This window comes from Streptomyces decoyicus, assembly GCF_019880305.1.
In the GTDB taxonomy this organism is placed as follows: domain Bacteria; phylum Actinomycetota; class Actinomycetes; order Streptomycetales; family Streptomycetaceae; genus Streptomyces; species Streptomyces decoyicus.
In genome coordinates this window covers 6,078,552-6,094,603 of sequence record NZ_CP082301.1, presented here as the reverse complement: position 1 = coordinate 6,094,603, position 16,052 = coordinate 6,078,552, and the positions used below count along the sequence as shown (strand labels likewise).

At 71.6% G+C, this 16,052-nt stretch carries 9 protein-coding genes; 3 read left to right on the top strand and 6 right to left on the bottom strand.

Annotation, left to right across the window (positions count from 1 at the left end):
• Position 1 precedes the first annotated feature (1 nt).
• From mycP to K7C20_RS26920, 4 genes are all read right to left on the bottom strand, one after another.
• Positions 2-1,264, bottom strand: a complete 1,263-nt coding sequence (gene mycP / locus K7C20_RS26935) for a type VII secretion-associated serine protease mycosin (RefSeq protein ID WP_053210081.1) — start codon at positions 1,262-1,264, stop codon at positions 2-4.
• Positions 1,265-1,483: 219 nt separating this feature from the next.
• Complete coding sequence (locus K7C20_RS26930; RefSeq protein ID WP_006602760.1) at positions 1,484-1,777, bottom strand: WXG100 family type VII secretion target; 294 nt, start codon at positions 1,775-1,777, stop codon at positions 1,484-1,486.
• Positions 1,778-1,900: 123 nt separating this feature from the next.
• Entirely contained in the window at positions 1,901-2,224 is a 324-nt protein-coding gene (locus K7C20_RS26925) for a WXG100 family type VII secretion target (RefSeq protein WP_006602761.1), read from the bottom strand.
• 362 nt (positions 2,225-2,586) lie between these two features.
• Positions 2,587-4,203, bottom strand: coding sequence for a type VII secretion protein EccB (locus K7C20_RS26920; RefSeq protein WP_030080332.1), 1,617 nt, complete (start codon positions 4,201-4,203; stop codon positions 2,587-2,589).
• A 345-nt stretch (positions 4,204-4,548) separates the two neighbouring features.
• On the opposite strand from K7C20_RS26920, the gene eccE reads away from it, so the two are divergent.
• The 3 genes from eccE to K7C20_RS26905 all read left to right on the top strand — a co-directional run bounded on the left by eccE (position 4,549) and on the right by K7C20_RS26905 (position 9,687).
• A complete protein-coding gene (gene eccE / locus K7C20_RS26915; RefSeq protein ID WP_053210080.1) occupies positions 4,549-5,775 on the top strand; it encodes a type VII secretion protein EccE in 1,227 nt (408 codons plus the stop codon).
• Positions 5,775-6,620, top strand: a complete 846-nt coding sequence (locus K7C20_RS26910) for a hypothetical protein (RefSeq protein ID WP_053210079.1) — start codon at positions 5,775-5,777, stop codon at positions 6,618-6,620. The genes eccE and K7C20_RS26910 overlap by 1 nt, the downstream gene beginning before the upstream one ends.
• A 334-nt stretch (positions 6,621-6,954) precedes the next feature.
• A complete protein-coding gene (locus K7C20_RS26905; protein ID WP_053210078.1) occupies positions 6,955-9,687 on the top strand; it encodes an SCO5717 family growth-regulating ATPase in 2,733 nt (910 codons plus the stop codon).
• A gap of 600 nt (positions 9,688-10,287) precedes the next feature.
• Here K7C20_RS26905 and K7C20_RS26900 read toward each other — a convergent pair.
• Both K7C20_RS26900 and K7C20_RS26895 read right to left on the bottom strand, forming a co-directional pair.
• Positions 10,288-11,235, bottom strand: coding sequence for a bifunctional riboflavin kinase/FAD synthetase (locus K7C20_RS26900; RefSeq protein ID WP_030080323.1), 948 nt, complete (start codon positions 11,233-11,235; stop codon positions 10,288-10,290).
• A gap of 285 nt (positions 11,236-11,520) precedes the next feature.
• Complete coding sequence (locus K7C20_RS26895) at positions 11,521-15,702, bottom strand: hypothetical protein (protein ID WP_053210077.1); 4,182 nt, start codon at positions 15,700-15,702, stop codon at positions 11,521-11,523.
• Positions 15,703-16,052 lie beyond the last annotated feature (350 nt).

Below are 16,052 nucleotides of genomic sequence, written 5' to 3'. Positions count from 1 at the left end.
ATTAAGCCTCCCCGTGTGTCTTCAAACCAGTCTTTCGCCGCCAGTCGCGGAGCGCGATGGCTGAGCCAACTACCGCGCCGACGGCGAGAAGTCCGCCGCCGACGATGTAGATGGAAATGCGGGCACGTCGTTCCTCGGTGCTTTCGCCGATGGTGAGGACGGCCGGTTGGATGTTGGAGCCGTCAGCCACGTTCGAGGGCTTGTCGGGCTCGGGTTCGGCAGTGGGCTCGGTGTCGTCGTTGAGGGCTGCTACCGGGTCGACGACGCCCCAGCCGATGAAGTCGTCCCGGTTCTTGCGCACGCGCTCGGCGGTCTGCTCGAGGTGCCAGATGAGCTTCTGCGGCGTCCAGCTCTTGTGCTTGGCCTTGAGGAGGGCCGCGGCTCCCGTGACGTAGGGAGCGGCGAAGCTGGTGCCCTGGTCCACGCAGTTGCCGCCGTCGGGGACCGTGGAGACCATGTCGACGCCGGGAGCGGCGATCTGGACGAACTTTCCGGACTGGGAGAAGGGCGCGCGCTCGTTGTTGCGGTCCGAGGCGGCCACTGCCAGGACGTTGGGGTAGTCATCCGAGAAGGCAGCGGGGTACATGTCCTTTTCGCCGCCGTCGGCGCCACCGTTGCCGGCGGAGGCGACCACGAGAATGTTCTTTTGCGCGGCGTGCTGGATCGCTTGCTCGAGGGTGGGCAGAAAGCGACGGTCGGCGCCGGTTCCCTGAGAGATGTTGATGATGTCGACACCCTCAGCCACGGCCTTGTTGATGGCCTTGGCGAGGCTTTCGGCGGTGCCGGGCTTCTCTTCCGAGGTCTGCTGGAACGGGATGACGGTCGCCTCGGGCGCGATCCCGAAGAAGCCGGAGCCCTTGATCGGGCGGGCGGCAATGATGCCGGCGACCTTGGTGCCGTGGCCGACCTTGTCCTCGGTCGGCTTGCCCTTGACGAAACTCTGGCCGCCGCTGCCGATCGCGCCTTGGAGCTGCTTGTTGCCCGCGTCGATACCGGTGTCGATGACGCCGACGCGAATTCCCTGCCCCTTCATCCGGCCGTTCGCCCACAACTGATTGGTCAGGAGGCGCTGGAGCGACCAAGGGGTCTCTTCGATGTTGTCCGTGCCGAACTTGCACTCACCGCTGTTGAGCGGCACGTTCTCGTCCGCGATCGCCGGCGCGGCGGTGACGCTCGACAGTCCGGCAATGCACGCCGCCGTAACCAGAGCGCCCGCTGCTCGGCGGCGGTGCCCGGCTCGATGACCAATGGCGCGAGATCCCACGGGTTGTCTGCTCTCCATGTGTGACGGAATGGGCGGGGACGAGGAGTGAGGAAGCGGCGGAGAAAGAGGCGATGTGGAGAAGGTGGTGGGGGAGTTACGGGCCGGTGCCGGACGGCAGAAGGGCGAGCGCACTGATGCAGCGCGCTCGCCCTCATTGACCACTGTGCGAGCCGTCGGGCTGCTCAGCCGATCGCTATCCGTGCTTGTGCTGACGCGAGGTCAGCCCGCCCAGATACCGGAGTTCTTGTGCTCGGTGGCCTGGTAGTTCTGGGCGGCCTGGTCCAGCGCCTTGGCGATGGCCTCAAGCGTCGAGTGCAGGGAGGCCGCGCGCTGGTCCCACTCGCGCTGGCGGGCCTGGTAGCCCTCCTGCGCCGCACCTTCCCAGCTGGCGGCGATCTTCTTGACGCCCGCCTCGAGGTCGTCGAGCTGCTGGCGGATGTTGTTGGCAGTACCGCGCACGTCGGAACTTGCCTGCGAGATCGTCGCGAAATTTACGAGGATCTGGCCTGACATGGTGTCTCCTCAGGAGTTGATGAAGCCTGGTCGATGCACATGCCACAGCGGGCCGGCGGGGACTGCCCGGCTGGCCCGTGCTGTGGCTGCTGAGCTACGCCGCGAAAGCGCGACGCGGCCCCATCATCCGAACGGGGAAGCCGAGGCGGAGACGTGCGAGATCGACTGGGCCTGCTCCTCTTCGGAGGCGGAGTAGTTCTTCGTGGTCTCGTCGATCGCTTCCTTGATCTCACCCAGAAGCTGGTTGAGACGGTTGGCGTCCTCGTTCACCTGCGACTGCAGCTGGTTGTACGAGGAGGCCGCAGCACCCTTCCACCCGGACGTGATGGTGTCGACGACCGTGTTCAGGCGCGAGATCTCGCCCTGGATCGACTGATTGACCGAGGAGATCTTGCCGCTGAACGCGACCATCTCCTCCTCGGTGGTTGTGTACTGCTGACCAGCCATAGTCAACGTCCCCCATGAGACTCGTACGTCGTACCGCGGCATGCCGCCACAGGCGCTCGCGCGGTAGGCATCTCCTGCTGACGCCTTTGGCTACTTTAACCACTCCATATGCCTGTTCCCAACAGGGGGAGGGTTCTTGTGACGGGATCACAACATTGTCAACTGCCCGTCGCTGAAACGTTGTTCAAAAGAATCGGACAGAAGCGATGCTATCGGTCAGGACCGGGCTTGCCGGAGTGCGACGAAGATCGCACCCGAGAAGGCGACGGACGGCCTCGTGAATTTACGGTGCAGGGAATCCGTACCGCGCCGAAGTCCGCGCCGATAGCACGTGCCGGACCTCGGCGCGGACCTCGCACATATCAGGACGACTGCGGCTTCTTGGCGCTCCGGATGTCCAGCGAGGGGCCCTCGGAGAGCAGGGAGGACCAAGCCTTCAGAATCAGCGGCGGATGCGAGGCCCCGTAGCCGAGGTGGAGCCTCGACTGGTCCTGCTCCTGCTTGTCGTTGCCGGCCTTGTTCCCGCCGTCATTGTTCCTGGGAATGGAGTAGCGCAGTCCCGTGTCGGTCACCAGGAACAGGCTGCCGCTCGTCGCGGAGGGGGTGGGCACCTCCGTGTAGAGCAGCCCGCTGCCGGGGGTGACATACGAGCTGGCGCCGCTGGCGATCTTGGCCGGGTAGTCCGTGCCGACCCAGGCCTGCATCTTCGGCACGCCGTTCGGGTAGCCGAGCTGCTTCTCCTCGCCGCCCGGGTACTTGTCGTTGGTGCCCTTGTAGACGCTGCAGGACACGCCGCTCTTCGTGGGGCTGGTGAAACCACCGGTCTGGGACCCGTGGTCGAAGTCGTTGGCCGCCGAGACGGCGTCGGTCGGCCACGGCGACGGGACACCGAACAGCGTGCCCATGAAGTCCGTCGGCTTCTGTGCGTCGTCCAGCTTCGGGTCGACGCTGCCGGTGGCGATCGGCACGGGCGTCAGCGGCGAACCGTCGCCGTTCAGCGTGTCCGCGTTCGCGCCCTCCTCCAGGAGCTTCGCCACGAAGTTGGACACCTGCTCGACGCCGTCCTTCTCCACGACGTACTTCTGGCCGTTGCTGTCCTTGAGGATCGAGCCGACCTTCCTGGCCTTCTGCGGGACCTTCGGGTCGGTGGTCTCGCTCCCCGCGCCGGCGACCGTGGGCATGCTGATGCCGGCCTTGTCCGGAACCGTCAGGAGGGTGTCCATGAACTGCTGCGACACCTTCTGGGGGGTGGCGTCGGAGCCGAAGATGATGCGACGCAGAGCGGCCTGGCCCGCTTGCGTGGGGGAGTTGAACGCGAAGGCCTTGCCGCTGTTGTCGACCAGCCACTTCTTGCCGTCGGGGTCCTCGACGTACAGCGCCTGGTGCAGGTCGAGCTTGCCCTTGTTGTCCTCGACGAGCTGCTTGTCCTTGCCGGCCAGCACGAAGACGGCCTGCTGCGGCTTGCTGTTTTCGCCGGTGCCGGGGCGGTTGCACACCGCCCAGGTCTTGGGCTTGTCGGCGTCCTCCGTGGCGGGCAGCCGGTCGGGGGCGTACGGAATGCCGATGGCGGGCCCGTGCGGAAGCTTTCCGTCCAGCTCGGATTCCTTGACCTTGACGACGCTGAACTTCGGGTCGAGAAGAAGGCGGGCGGATGCGAGGTTCAGGATGGGGTGCAGAAGTTTCTGGCTTTTGCCGTTGCGGTCCTTGTTTTCCAGCACGATGTAACGCGTGGTGGATTGGTCCCCGACGATGACATTCTTGCCGACTTCGTCCCACCCCTGCGGCGCAACGGGCTTGAGAATGCCGCACGCACCGAATCCCACAAGCACCAAGACACCCACGACGATGCTGGGCACCACCGCCTTGAGCGGCCTGGGGGCGCTCTCGATCGAACCGTTCGGCAGCGGCTTCAGAAATGCCGCATTCGTGCGCTTTCGAGCAAACGAATACGCATTCAGCTCGTCCCGACGTGATGCCATTGTTGCTTTCTCTCCCCGCCTGTTGGATCCACAGCGACCGCCCCCGGCACTCACGCCGTAGCGCCCTCTACTATGCCGTGTATCGATCGACCCGTACGGTACGGGTGCCACCTTCCAACGCACCAGTCTCAGCGGGCGACCGATACGTCTAGAGGCCACACCACCAGTAGAGGAGCAGGCCGGGGGATGTCCAGCGCCACCAGGGCTCGACGCCGCAATGGGCGGCAACAGCAGCAACAGCCTTCCGCTGCCCCGCAATACGCGGGAAATGCTGGCCAAAACGGTACAGCTTCGGGCAACAGAGGAAATGGCGGCCGGGATTCCGCTGCCCGTCCGGCCGGTCCGGTGGCACCGCGGCTGCGCCAACAGGCCGGAACCATCGGCGGGGTGCGCGTCCAGCAGCTGGCCATCATCGAACTCGCCGCGGCGCTGGTGCTGGTGGGCTGGACGATCCACCCGGCCGCACTGACCGCGGCCATTGTGATCGCGGCCCTTCTGGTCGTTTTCGCGCTCGGCCGGCGGCGGAAGATTCCGCTGCCGGAATGGATCACGACCGTGCGCGCCATGAAGCGCCGTGGCAAGGACAGCGCCTCCGCCATCGCGGCCACGCAGGGCGTGGACCCGGCCTTCGCCCCGGTGGTGGAGTGCGAACCGGCGCTCCAGACCTACGAGTTCACCACCGAGGCGGATCAGCGCGCCATCGGGTTCGTCGGTGACGGGACGTTCCTGACGGCCCTCGTGCAGGTGGACGCCCGGGACGAGCCGCTGCGACCGCAGCGCGGCAGCCACATGCTGCCGCTCGAGGTACTGCACACCGCGCTGGACATCGAGGACATCCACCTCGAATCGGTGCAGTTCGTGCAGTACACCCAGCCCGCGCCGGCTCCGCATCTGCCCGAGCAGGCCGTCGCGGCCCGCTCGTACGCGCCCCTCCAGGCCCAGGCGCAGACGCCGGCGCTCCAGCTGACATGGATCGCGCTCAAGCTCGACCCCGAGCTCTGCTCGGAGGCGATCGAGGCCCGCGGCGGCGGCATGGAGGGCGCCAAGCGTTCGCTGCTGCGCGCCGCCGACCAGCTCGTCAGCCGGCTCACCGCACACGGCGTCCGCGCCAAGGTGCTCGCCGAGCGCGAGGTCGTGGCCGCGATCGGTACTGCGGTGTGCGTCAGCCCGCGGGCCGCCAACGGCGCGATGGGACGCGACGGCCGGGCGGCCCGCCGCACCCAGGAGACGACCCGGGCCATGCGCTGCGACGACCGCTGGCACTCCACGTACTGGATCGGCCGGTGGCCCCAACTGGGCCAGGGCGGTGCGCCGTTGGCGGCCGTCACCCAGCTGCTGACCAGCACCAGGGCCATGGCCAGCACCTTCGCGCTGACCGCCACGCACGGCGGCGGCCGCGCCCCGGCCATCTCGGGCTACGTCCGTCTTTCCACCCGCAGTGAGAACGAACTCTCCGCCGCGCAGAGCGAGTTGGAGCGCCGTTCCGGTTCCGTGAAGGTCGGGCTCGTCCGGCTCGACCGGGAACAGCTGCCCGGCCTGCTGGCCACGCTCCCCCTCGGAGGTACCCGCTGATGGCCTCTCCCACCTATCAGCCCCGCGTCAACACCAGCGGCAACGGCTGGCGCAATCCCCCCATCGGGGGCGCCGGCACCGGCGGCGGCCGGCTCTCGCACCAGCCGCGTCCGGACGAGGAGCAGTCGGGCCCGACCGGTCCCAAGCCGCGGCCCGGCTTCGGCCTGCGCGGCCCGCGGCGCAGCCCGCACGTCCTGACGGCCGAGTCGCTCGCCTCGCTCACCCTGCCGGTCGGTGACGACGGCGTGATCATCGGCATCGACCCGCAGAACCAGCCCGCCGTGCTGAGCCTGCTGCGGCCCGCGCCGATGGAGATCGCGCTGGTCGGCAGCATGTGGATGGCCCAGGTGCTGGCGCTGCGTACGGTCGCCACCGGCGCCCGGGTCGCGGTCGAGACCGCGCGGCCGCCGGCCTGGGGGCAGATGGCGCAGGCCGCGGGCGGCGGACAGCAGTGTGTGTCCGTCCACGAGGTGCGTCAGATCGCGCCCCAGGGGCCGTCGGTTTCCAGCCCGGTGCTGGTCGTACGGGACATGGGTGCGCGGCCGCCGCGCAATCAGCTGGCCCCGAGCCCTTGGCAGTCGGTGCTGACCGTGCTGCCGTTCCTCGGGCCGCGGTCGCCGCAGATGCTCAGCCGGGCCGATCTGGTCGGTCTCCAGCGGCTTTCGCCCGAGGAGGCGGAAGTTGTGACGCGAATCATGCGACTGCCGGAGCAGGTCGGCGCGGTGCTGCCGACGCTCAGCGACAACGCCATGCTGTGGTGCTCGCGCGACGGCCACCAGTTCGTCATGACCCAGCCCACGGAAGCGGAGACCAACCTGCTCGGCGGGCCGCGCCGTATGGACTGACCGTTCACTGCGGGACGGTTGCCCGCGGGGAGCTGCGCGCGGCCCGTACGCAACCGGCCGCAGGCACGTCTTACGGGCGCACCCACGGGTGCGCCCGTAAGTGTGCCGAAGGGGCTTGAAGACCACATGACACCGACTGCCGATATGGGCCGACTCTTGATTAGGCTGTGTGGGAGAGCCGCAGGAGCACAGCACGACGGCAGTCGAAACGGGGACGGAGACAGTTAGTGTTGGCGCAACCCCGGGTGGTGTGTTCCGACTTCCGCTACATCCGATCGATCCGCCTGTATCCGGTCCTGCCGTTCAGGTGCGTTGCAGTACACCAGGAGGCACAGTGAACGAGCAGGAGGCTTTCCGTCCGGACGGAAACGATCCTGACGACGACCAGTCCGAGTTCGACCTGACCGGTGAGTTCAAGATCGATTTCGCCGCACCGGCCTGGTACGCGAGCAACGACACCAGTGGTGGGGGCACGAGCGCTGCCTCCCCCGCGGCTCCTCCTGCGTCTTCGCCCACCGCTCCACCCGCCGATCCTCCGCCGCCGCTCGGCCGACCGCTGCCCGGCCCCGCCCAGGGTGCTCCCGGCATTCCGCAGCAGGGTGCGCCGGCGGCCCCGCCGCCCGTAGAGGCCGCACCGCCGGGCTTCCCGACGCTGCGTCCGCAGGACGCCGGCACCGACGCGCCGGCTGCCGCAACTCCCGCGCCGGAGGCGTCCGCGGAGGCCGCGCCGGCCGCGAACGACGGTGCAGGCTCGGGCAATCGTCGCGCGGGCACGGGTGTCGACCCGTCGGCCTCTCTCTGGGACGACGACGATGACTCGGAACCGCAGGCGGTGAGCACACCCGAGCCCGAGGCGTCGCCCGCCGTGGCGCCGGAGGCCGCACCCGCCACCGCGGCGCCGCAGCCGGAGGCCGCACCTCCGCACGCCTCCACCGAGGGCGGAGCTGGGGCCCCCCAGGCCGCCGCTCCCGTCCAGCCGGCCCCCGATGCCGCCGCGCAGGGCGCACAGCCCGCCCAGAGCCAGCAGCAGCCGCAACAAGGCGCGCCCCAGCAGGGCGTGCCGCAGCAGGGAATGCCTCAGCAAGGTGTGCCGCAGCAGGGAATGCCTCAGCAAGGTGTGCCGCAGCAGGGCGTTCCCCCGCAGACGGCTCCGCAGGGCGTCCCCCCGCAGGGCACGCCTCAACAGGGCGCTCCCTGGGGCGCCGCGACGGAGGGGCAGCAGCAGGGTGCTCCCGGGCAGGGCGCACTGCCGCCGCTGCCGGCGGAGTTCCAGCCCGCGGACCCGCGGATGGGGCAGGCCCAGGCCCAGGCAGGTCAGCAGCCGCAGCAGGGCCAGCCGCAGGCACAGCAGCAACAGCAGGCCCCGCAGGCACAGCAGCCGCAGGCCGGATATCCGCAGGGGCAGCCCGCTCAGGGCGGCTACCCGCAACAGCAGGGCGCGCCCGTTCAGCAGCAACAGCCTGCGTACGGCTACCCGCAGCCCGCGTACGGCTACCCCCAGCAGGGCCAGCAGCCACCGCACGCGGGCGCGCAGCAGTCGGCTTACGGCTATCCGCAGACCGGTGCGCAGGGCTATCCGCAGCAGGGACAGCACCCCCACTACGACCAGCAGCAGGCCGCCCAGCAGGCGGCGCAGGCCCAGGCCCAGGCCGCCCAGGCGCAAGCAGCACAGGCACAGGCGGCACAGGCACAGGCGGCACAGGCTCAAGCCCAGCAGGCGCAGCAAGCTCAGCAGGCGCATCAGGCCCAGCAGTCGCAGTACCAGCCGCTCCCCGGCCAGCAGGCCGGCGACCCGAACGCGGCGGCGAACTACGCGTCGTACTCGCAGCCGGGTCAGCAGCAGCCGCAGCGAGCCGCTCCCGGCGCGCCGCTCGGTTACAGCGCCGCCGTGGAACTGACCTCCGACCGGCTGCTGCGCAACCAGCCCAAGAAGCGCAAGCCGGGCGCCAATGCCCAGCCGTCCAAGTTCAAGCTGGGCGCGAAGAAGGAAGAGGCGGAGCGGCAGCGCAAGCTGGAGCTGATCCGTACACCGGTGATGTCCTGTTACCGGATCGCGGTGATCAGCCTCAAGGGCGGTGTCGGCAAGACCACCACGACCACCGCGCTGGGTTCCACGCTCGCGTCCGAGCGGCAGGACAAGATCCTGGCGATCGACGCCAACCCGGACGCCGGCACGCTGGGCCGACGGGTCCGCCGCGAGACCGGTGCGACCATCCGTGACCTGGTACATGCGATCCCGCATCTGCACAGCTACATGGATATCCGCCGGTTCACCTCGCAGGCCCCCTCGGGCCTGGAGATCCTCGCCAACGACGTGGACCCCGCGGTCTCCACGACGTTCAACGACGAGGACTACCGGCGGGCGATCGACATCCTCGGCAAGCAGTACCCGATCATCCTCACCGACTCGGGTACGGGTCTGCTCTACAGCGCGATGCGCGGAGTCCTCGACCTCGCCGACCAGTTGATCATCATCTCCACCCCGTCCGTGGACGGTGCGAGCAGCGCGAGCACCACCCTGGACTGGCTGTCCGCGCACGGCTACGCGGACCTGGTGCAGCGCGGCATCACGGTCATCTCGGGTGTCCGTGAGACCGGCAAGATGATCAAGATCGATGACATCGTGTCGCACTTCGAGACCCGTTGCCGCGGTGTCGTGGTCGTCCCCTTCGACGAACATCTCGCCGCCGGTGCCGAGGTCGACCTCGACATGATGCGGCCCAAGACCCGCGAGGCGTACTTCAACCTCTCCGCCCTGGTGGCGGAGGACTTCGCGCGGGCACAGCAGGCGCAGGGGATGTACCCGCAGCAGCAGATGGGCGGCGATCCGTACGCCCCGCAGCAGTACCCCCAGCAGGGCCAGCCCCCGCAGGCGCAGCCCCAGCAGGCACAGCAGCCCCAGCAGGGCCAGCCGCCTGCCGGTTACCCGCCGCAGCAGGGCGGCTGGACCCAGCAGCCCGCCCAGCCGCCGGCCCACTGGCAGCAGCAACAGCCTGCTCCCGACGCACCGCAGCCGGAACAGCCGGGCCTGGCGCCGGGGTGGCAGCAGCAGCCGCCTCCGCAGTGAGGCGGGCGTAACGCAGTACGGGGCGGGGCCCGGCACCTCATTGGTGCCGGGCCCCGCCCCGTATCACGTCATCCCACGAACGAGTGAACCACTCTCCGCCGAACTACGCCTGGAACCAGCCGAGTTGGCGCTACCACACGACTACACCCGCCCACCCCCCGAAGGGGGTGGGCGGCGGGGAAAAAGAGGGCGGGTGGCAGGGGAAAAAGAAGGAGGCGGGCGCCAGGGAGAACAGGACTCCGACGCCGGGGAAAGCAGGAGGCGAGCACCGGGGTCCTGGGCTCGGGCTCCAACACCCTCCCCCGGAAACAGAAAGCATGGCGCCGAGGAGAACCGGACTCCGGCACCCGCCCGGCGAAACAGAAGGCGGGACACCGAGGAGAACACGACTCCGACGCCAGGAGGAACAAGACTCCAACGCCGGTGAAACCGTAGGCGGACGCCGGAGGAAGCCAACGGGACCCGACGGCGCGCAGGAGGAAACAGGCGGCGGGGGCGGAAGAGCAAGCGGTGGAAGCCACGGCGAGGCCAGCCCTCGAAGGGCCCTCCGCAGGGAAAACCCCCGGTCAGGCCGCTGCAGCGGGCAGCCCTCCGAAGAGGTCAGCCCGCCTCCGCGATCAGCCCCCGCGCCAGCTTCACATCGACCGCCATCCGCTCCAGCAACGCGTCGAGGGTGTCGAACTTCTCCTGGCCACGGATGTAGGCGAGGAAGTCCACCCCGACGTGCAGGCCGTACAGGTCCAGGCCGACCCGGTCGATGGCGTACGCCTCGACGGTGCGTGCCTTGCCGTCGAACTGCGGGTTGGTGCCGACCGAGATGGCGGCCGGCATCGCCTCGCCCTCGACCTGGAGCAGGCCCGCGTAGACGCCGTCGGCCGGGATCGCGGTGTGCGGCAGCGTCTCCACATTGGCCGTCGGGAAGCCCAGTTCGCGGCCGCGCTGGGCACCACGTACGACGACGCCCTCGACGCGGTGCGGCCGCCCGAGGACCTCCATCGCACCGGCCACATCGCCCTCGGCGACCAGGCGTCGGGTGAGCGTGGAGGAGAACGGCTCGCCGCCGCCCGCCGCCCCGCGCTCGTAGAGGTCGATGACCTCCACGGTGTAGTCGTAGGTGGTCCCGAGCTCGGCGAGGGTCTCGACATTGCCGGTCGCCTTGTGCCCGAAGCGGAAGTTCGGGCCCTCGACGACGACCTGGGCGTGCAGCTTGTCGACCAGCACCTTGACCACGAAGTCGGCCGGGGCCAGCTTCGAGAACTCCTTGGTGAACGGGAGGATCAGCACCGCGTCCACCCCCAGCCCGGCCATCAGCTCCGCACGCCGGTGGTGCGGCGCCAGCAGCGGCGGGTGGGTGCCGGGCCGCACGACCTCGCTCGGGTGCGGGTCGAAGGTGACGACCACCGCGGGGATCCCCAGCTCACGGGCGCGCGCGACGGCCTTGCCGATGATCAGTTGGTGGCCGCGGTGCACTCCGTCGTACGAGCCGATGGTGACGACGCTGCGTCCCCAGCCCTCGGGGATGTCCTCCAAGCCACGCCAGCGCTGCACAGTGCCCGCTCCTCGCCCGAACCCTTGTCCGTCCATTGCGCCAATTCGGCATGGCGCAGGTCTAAGACTGCCATGCCGCGGGTGATGCTCCGTGCGAAGGGGTGGCTCCGGGCACCTCTCCGGGCAACTGTCCGTCGGCGGATTGCGCAGAGGGCACGGAAGGCGCAGAGGGCGCAGAGAGTGCGGAGGGTCTGCACAGGGCGGACCGCGCTCGTCCGGTCCCCGACCCTCGGCCCGACCTCCGACCTCCGGCCCCGGCCCGCCGGACCGCCCCACCCGCCCCCGTCAGCTATGGCACCCGGCCAGCGTGGCACGGGCGCTGGGCCCCACCACCGCCGCCCACTCCCCCGGCTCGTCCGCCACCCAGTCCTGCACCCGCCGGGCGAATCCGGGCACCCGCCGCCCCAGTTCCACCAGTCGCCGGTCGAAGCAGGCCGCGCCTTCCGGCGTGCGGACCAGCAGCATCCCGGTACGGTGCACCAGCTCCCGGGTGCGCTCCGCCGCCCGCAGCTCCGCGCCCTCGGCGGCCGCCTGGAGCAGCGCTTCCAGCACCCGCGTGTCCCGCCCGTTCTCGTCGTACGCGCCGTGCGACGCCGCGTACGACGCCTCGTGCGCCAGCAGCACATCGAGCAGCTCGCGGCGCAGCGGGACCGATTCGCCGGAACCGGTCTCGGCCACCACGGCCGCGAGCGCGCACCGGACCGGTACGGGAGATCCGGTCAGCAACTCCACGGCCAACGGGCGCAGTGCGGCGCGGGCGGCCGGGCCGCGGTCGAGGCGGCGGTCGACGAATTCCGCAACCGGTCGTGCGGCGCGGTCCGGGCAGTGCCGGGCACAGTCGCGGACGAGGTCGGCGACGCGGGCCGCGAGGTCCGGCGCGTCGGCGCGGGCGAGCATGCGCAGCAGCGCGGCCGCCACCGGCGGGCCCTCGCCCCCCACCAACCGCGCCCGGAAGGCTTCCAGCACCCGTCCCGGGTGCTCGTCGAGGGCGGCCGTGAACGCCGTGGGCGGCAGCTGCGGATCCCCCGCGACGAAGCGGGCCAGCGCGCGGTCCAGGAAGCGGGAGCGGGTCGCCGGATCGCCCATCAGAAGGGCCAGCGCGGAGCCGTGATGGGCGCTGTCGGCGCTGCGGGCGAGGAGACAGAGGGCGGCGTAGCGCAGCAGGGCGCGGTCGGCTTCGGCGACGGCGTGACGGGCGGCCCGCAGGCCGTACGACACGGCGGCGGCCCGACGCGAGGGGCGCTCGTCATGCGCCCAGCGGTCCACGGCCCGGCACACCGCCGCGGGCTCGTCCTCGGCGAGCGCGTCCATCAGCTCGTCCCCCTTGGGGTGCGCGGCCTCCACCAGCGCCTCCGTGAGCGCGTCGAGCGCCCGATGGCGGTGGGTGTGCAGCAGCGCCTGTGCGGCGGCGGCCACCGTGATCTCGCACAGCAGGATGCCTCCGGGGTGAGCCGGGCCGCCGTCCTCCGCGCCGGGGCGTTGCAGCGGACGGGAGTCGTCGAACCAGGCGCACAGCAGCGGCTGCATCCGCTCCGGATCCGTGCGCAGCAGCTCGGCCGCGGCGTCGAGGAACCGCGGCGAGCGGGCCGCGGCGGGCTCGCTGCCGGATGCGGCGCCGGTCTCTGCCGGCGTTCTGCCGTCGCTGTCCGTACCGACGGGGGTGGGGCGGACCCCGCCGGTCGCGTCCGCCCAGCCGTCGCCGTCCCGGGCGGACGCCGGGTCGTCGGCGGGGTGGACGCGTACGCGTGGCGGCGGCGCGAAGCCGTGTTCGGCGCGCGGCCCGTCACCGGGCACGGCGACCGACGGCGAGTCGCCCGGCCGGGGATCGGACGACAGGGGGCCGGACGACAAGGAATCGGACGGCCAGGAATCGGACGACACCGGTGGACGGGACGCCGACGCCTCGCCGGACCAGGGCGACGCCCCGCCGGACCACGACGACGCACCTGATGACGACAGCCGGCCGGTCCCCGACGACGCACCGGACGACGAAAGCCGACCGGCCCCTGGCGACACACCGGGCGACGACCCCGCACCGCCCCGCGCATCGCCCCACGCACCGCCCCGCGCACCGCCTGGTGCCGCACCACCCCGCACCCCGCCCGCGGTCTCCTCCCCTGCGCACCGCGTCACACCGGCCGGCGCCCGCTTCGCGCCGTCCGGCGCCTGCCCCGCCCCGGCCGGTGGCCCATCGGCCGGCAGCAGGCGGCGCAGCAGATCCATCCGGTCCTCGTCGGACAGTGCCAGCCGCTCCCAGAACCACGGCCCGAAGGCCTCCAGGCCCGTGTGCACGAAGCCGCCCGCCCGCAGGGAGCGTTCCGTGATCCGGTCGGCGAGCAGCCGCAGGACGCCCGTGTACGGCCTCGCGTCGGGGACCCGGAGCAGCACGCCGGACAGCAGATGGGCGGCCCACCAGCGGCCGTCCACGGCCCCCGGGGCGGGTGGGCCGGCCGCGGGGGCGGTTGCCATAGGCACCAACTCCGCCAGCCGGAAGGTCAGTTGCACAGTGCCCTCGCGTCGTCCGAGCAGCAGCAGCGCCTGGACGGCCGGCCCGGCGCGGTGTCCGGGGAGGACGGGGAGCAGATCGAGGTCGACATGGGCGCCCTGCAACCACTCCGCGAACTCCTCGTGCGCGAAGCGGTATCCGGAGCCGGCCGGGACCAGCAGCCCCTCGGCCAGCACCGCGGAGGCCCAGCCGGGCTCCCGCGGGAAGACCTCCTCGAAGGACGTACGGTCCAGCGCGCCCGGCCCGGGGCCGAGAGCGCGGCGGGCCGCCTCGTGCACCTGGCCGGCGACCTGGGCGGCCAGCCGGCGCACGGCGGTGCCACGCAGCGCGGGGCGGTGCGCGGCCGCGAGCCGTACGGCGATGCGCAGGCACACCAGATCCAGATAGGCGTCGAAGATCTGATGGCGGTCGGGCGCGCCCATGCCGCCCGGATCGTCCCCCTGCCCGGCCTCGTCCCCCTTGGGGAGCGCCGCACTGACCTCCGCGAGCAGGCGCAGGGCCAACGGGTGGCGGGCGTCGGCCGCGGCCGGTGCGCCCGGTGGCAGGCCGTAGCGGCAACGGGCGCGCTCCGCCGCCTCCTCGGGGAGGTCACCGAGCTCCACACAGGCGGGCAGCGCGGGCGCCGGACGGCGCGGCCGGTGCAGCAGGCCGGGCGGGAAGAGCGCACCGGCCCGTTCCCAGTACCCGGGGCGGCAGGCGATCACCAGCCGCACATCGGCCGTACGCAGCCAGTCGGCCGTCGCCTCGGTCCACCCGGCCAGCCGCTCCCGCCGCGCCAGGGCCGGCGGCATCTCCTCCGGCCCGTCGAGCAGCACCAGCAGCGGACGCCCGGCCGCGGACGCCGCCCGGGCCACTCCCCGCGAGGTGGTGTCCGCCGGGTCACCGGCCGTACGGCCCGCCCCGGCGACGGTCCGGGCGGCGGACCGCAGCGCCCGTTCCACCGCGGTGTGCACCCCGTCGTCATCGGGCCGCAGCTCCGCGCCGCGCAGCCAGACGGTCGGAGCCGGGTCCGGCCCCTGAGCCCGGCGTGCCGCGAGCCCGGCCAGCTCCGTGCTCCGTCCGGTTCCCGGCTCCCCCACCAGCGCCAGCACACGCGCCCCTGCGCTCTCGTGGCCTTCCCCGAAGCGCGCGAACTCCGCGACGGTCTCCGGCCGTTCGACAGGCTCCCGCCACAGCCGCAGGCGCTCGGCGGAACCCATCGACACCTCGGCGAGATGGCGCGCACCGGCCGGATTCAACTCGCTGCCGTATGCCGGAACGGTCGCCGCGTTGCGCTCCAGCAGCGCGGCCAGCGCGCCCTGGGGTGCGGCCTCGGCGACCGCGCGCAGCGGAATCGCGAAGCCGCCCGCCCGGCGACCGAACGGGCTCTCCCCCGGTCGGGCGCGGCCGGGCGCCTGGGGATGCAGCGCGGTGCCGAGGACGCCGAGCACAGCGCCCGTCCGTGCGTCCAGCACCGGCCCGCCGACCGCGGGGCCGCCCAGCCGCAGCGCCTCCCGGCCCCCGGCGCACAGTCCGAGCTCCAGCGTTTCGTCGAGGAGATGGACGCGCTCGGTGGCCGTGTACATCACCCCGGAGCCCGGCCCGACGACCGTGCCGTCCAGCCAGCCGCCCGCCCAGAGCCGTGCGGTGGTGCCCGCGGCCGGCCGGCCGGCGGCGATCGGCAGCGGCGCGAGCCGGTGCGGCCCGAAGCCCCCGGCCCGTACGAGGGCGAGCCCGGCCTCCGGAAGAGGCGTGAGGGCGTCGGCCGCCACTACGCAGGTCCAGCCGCCGCCCCCGGCCGCGCCGCCGCCGGCGCCGTCCGCCATGGGCTGGAGCACCAGCTGTGTCGCCCCGTCCACCGCTTCGTGGCTGGTGATCACGGTGCCTTCGTGGTCCGCGAGGAACCCCGTACCACGCGTCCGACCTGCCAGATCGCGGATCCGCACCAGTGCCGCGTCCACATCGGCATCCAGCAGTGCCATCGCCGGTCCTCTCGCCCTGTCCCGTCCTCCGAACGGTAAGCAGGCGGTGATCGTCTGGACAGGGACCCGTTCCAACGCGCCCCCCTCCGCGCCTTGCTTCACTTCGAGCGCCTCACCGAATGAGTGAATGGCCGGACCGCGCCGGTGAGGGAGGGAGAGCGGCGGAGGGAGGGGAGGGGTGGCGGGGGTGGGGAGGAGAGGGCCGACGACGCCCGGTGCCTCTCGCGGCGGTCCGGCCGTCCTGCGTTCCCCGCCGTCCCCGGGCGGCCGCCGACGACCCCCTGTACGCCATGCGAAAGGGTCCGGTGCCTGCACGCCCATGCGAAAGGCCGGGCCCGGAGCGCTTCACC

Excerpts from the sequence above, each read along its gene's own strand:
- K7C20_RS26930 (WP_006602760.1), bottom strand. The coding sequence starts at position 1,777 with ATGTCAGGCCAGATCCTCGTAAATTTCGCGACGATCTCGCAGGCAAGT.
- K7C20_RS26910 (WP_053210079.1), top strand. The coding sequence starts at position 5,775 with ATGGCCTCTCCCACCTATCAGCCCCGCGTCAACACCAGCGGCAACGGC.
- K7C20_RS26925 (WP_006602761.1), bottom strand. The coding sequence starts at position 2,224 with ATGGCTGGTCAGCAGTACACAACCACCGAGGAGGAGATGGTCGCGTTC.
- K7C20_RS26920 (WP_030080332.1), bottom strand. The coding sequence starts at position 4,203 with ATGGCATCACGTCGGGACGAGCTGAATGCGTATTCGTTTGCTCGAAAG.
- K7C20_RS26895 (WP_053210077.1), bottom strand. The coding sequence starts at position 15,702 with ATGGCACTGCTGGATGCCGATGTGGACGCGGCACTGGTGCGGATCCGC.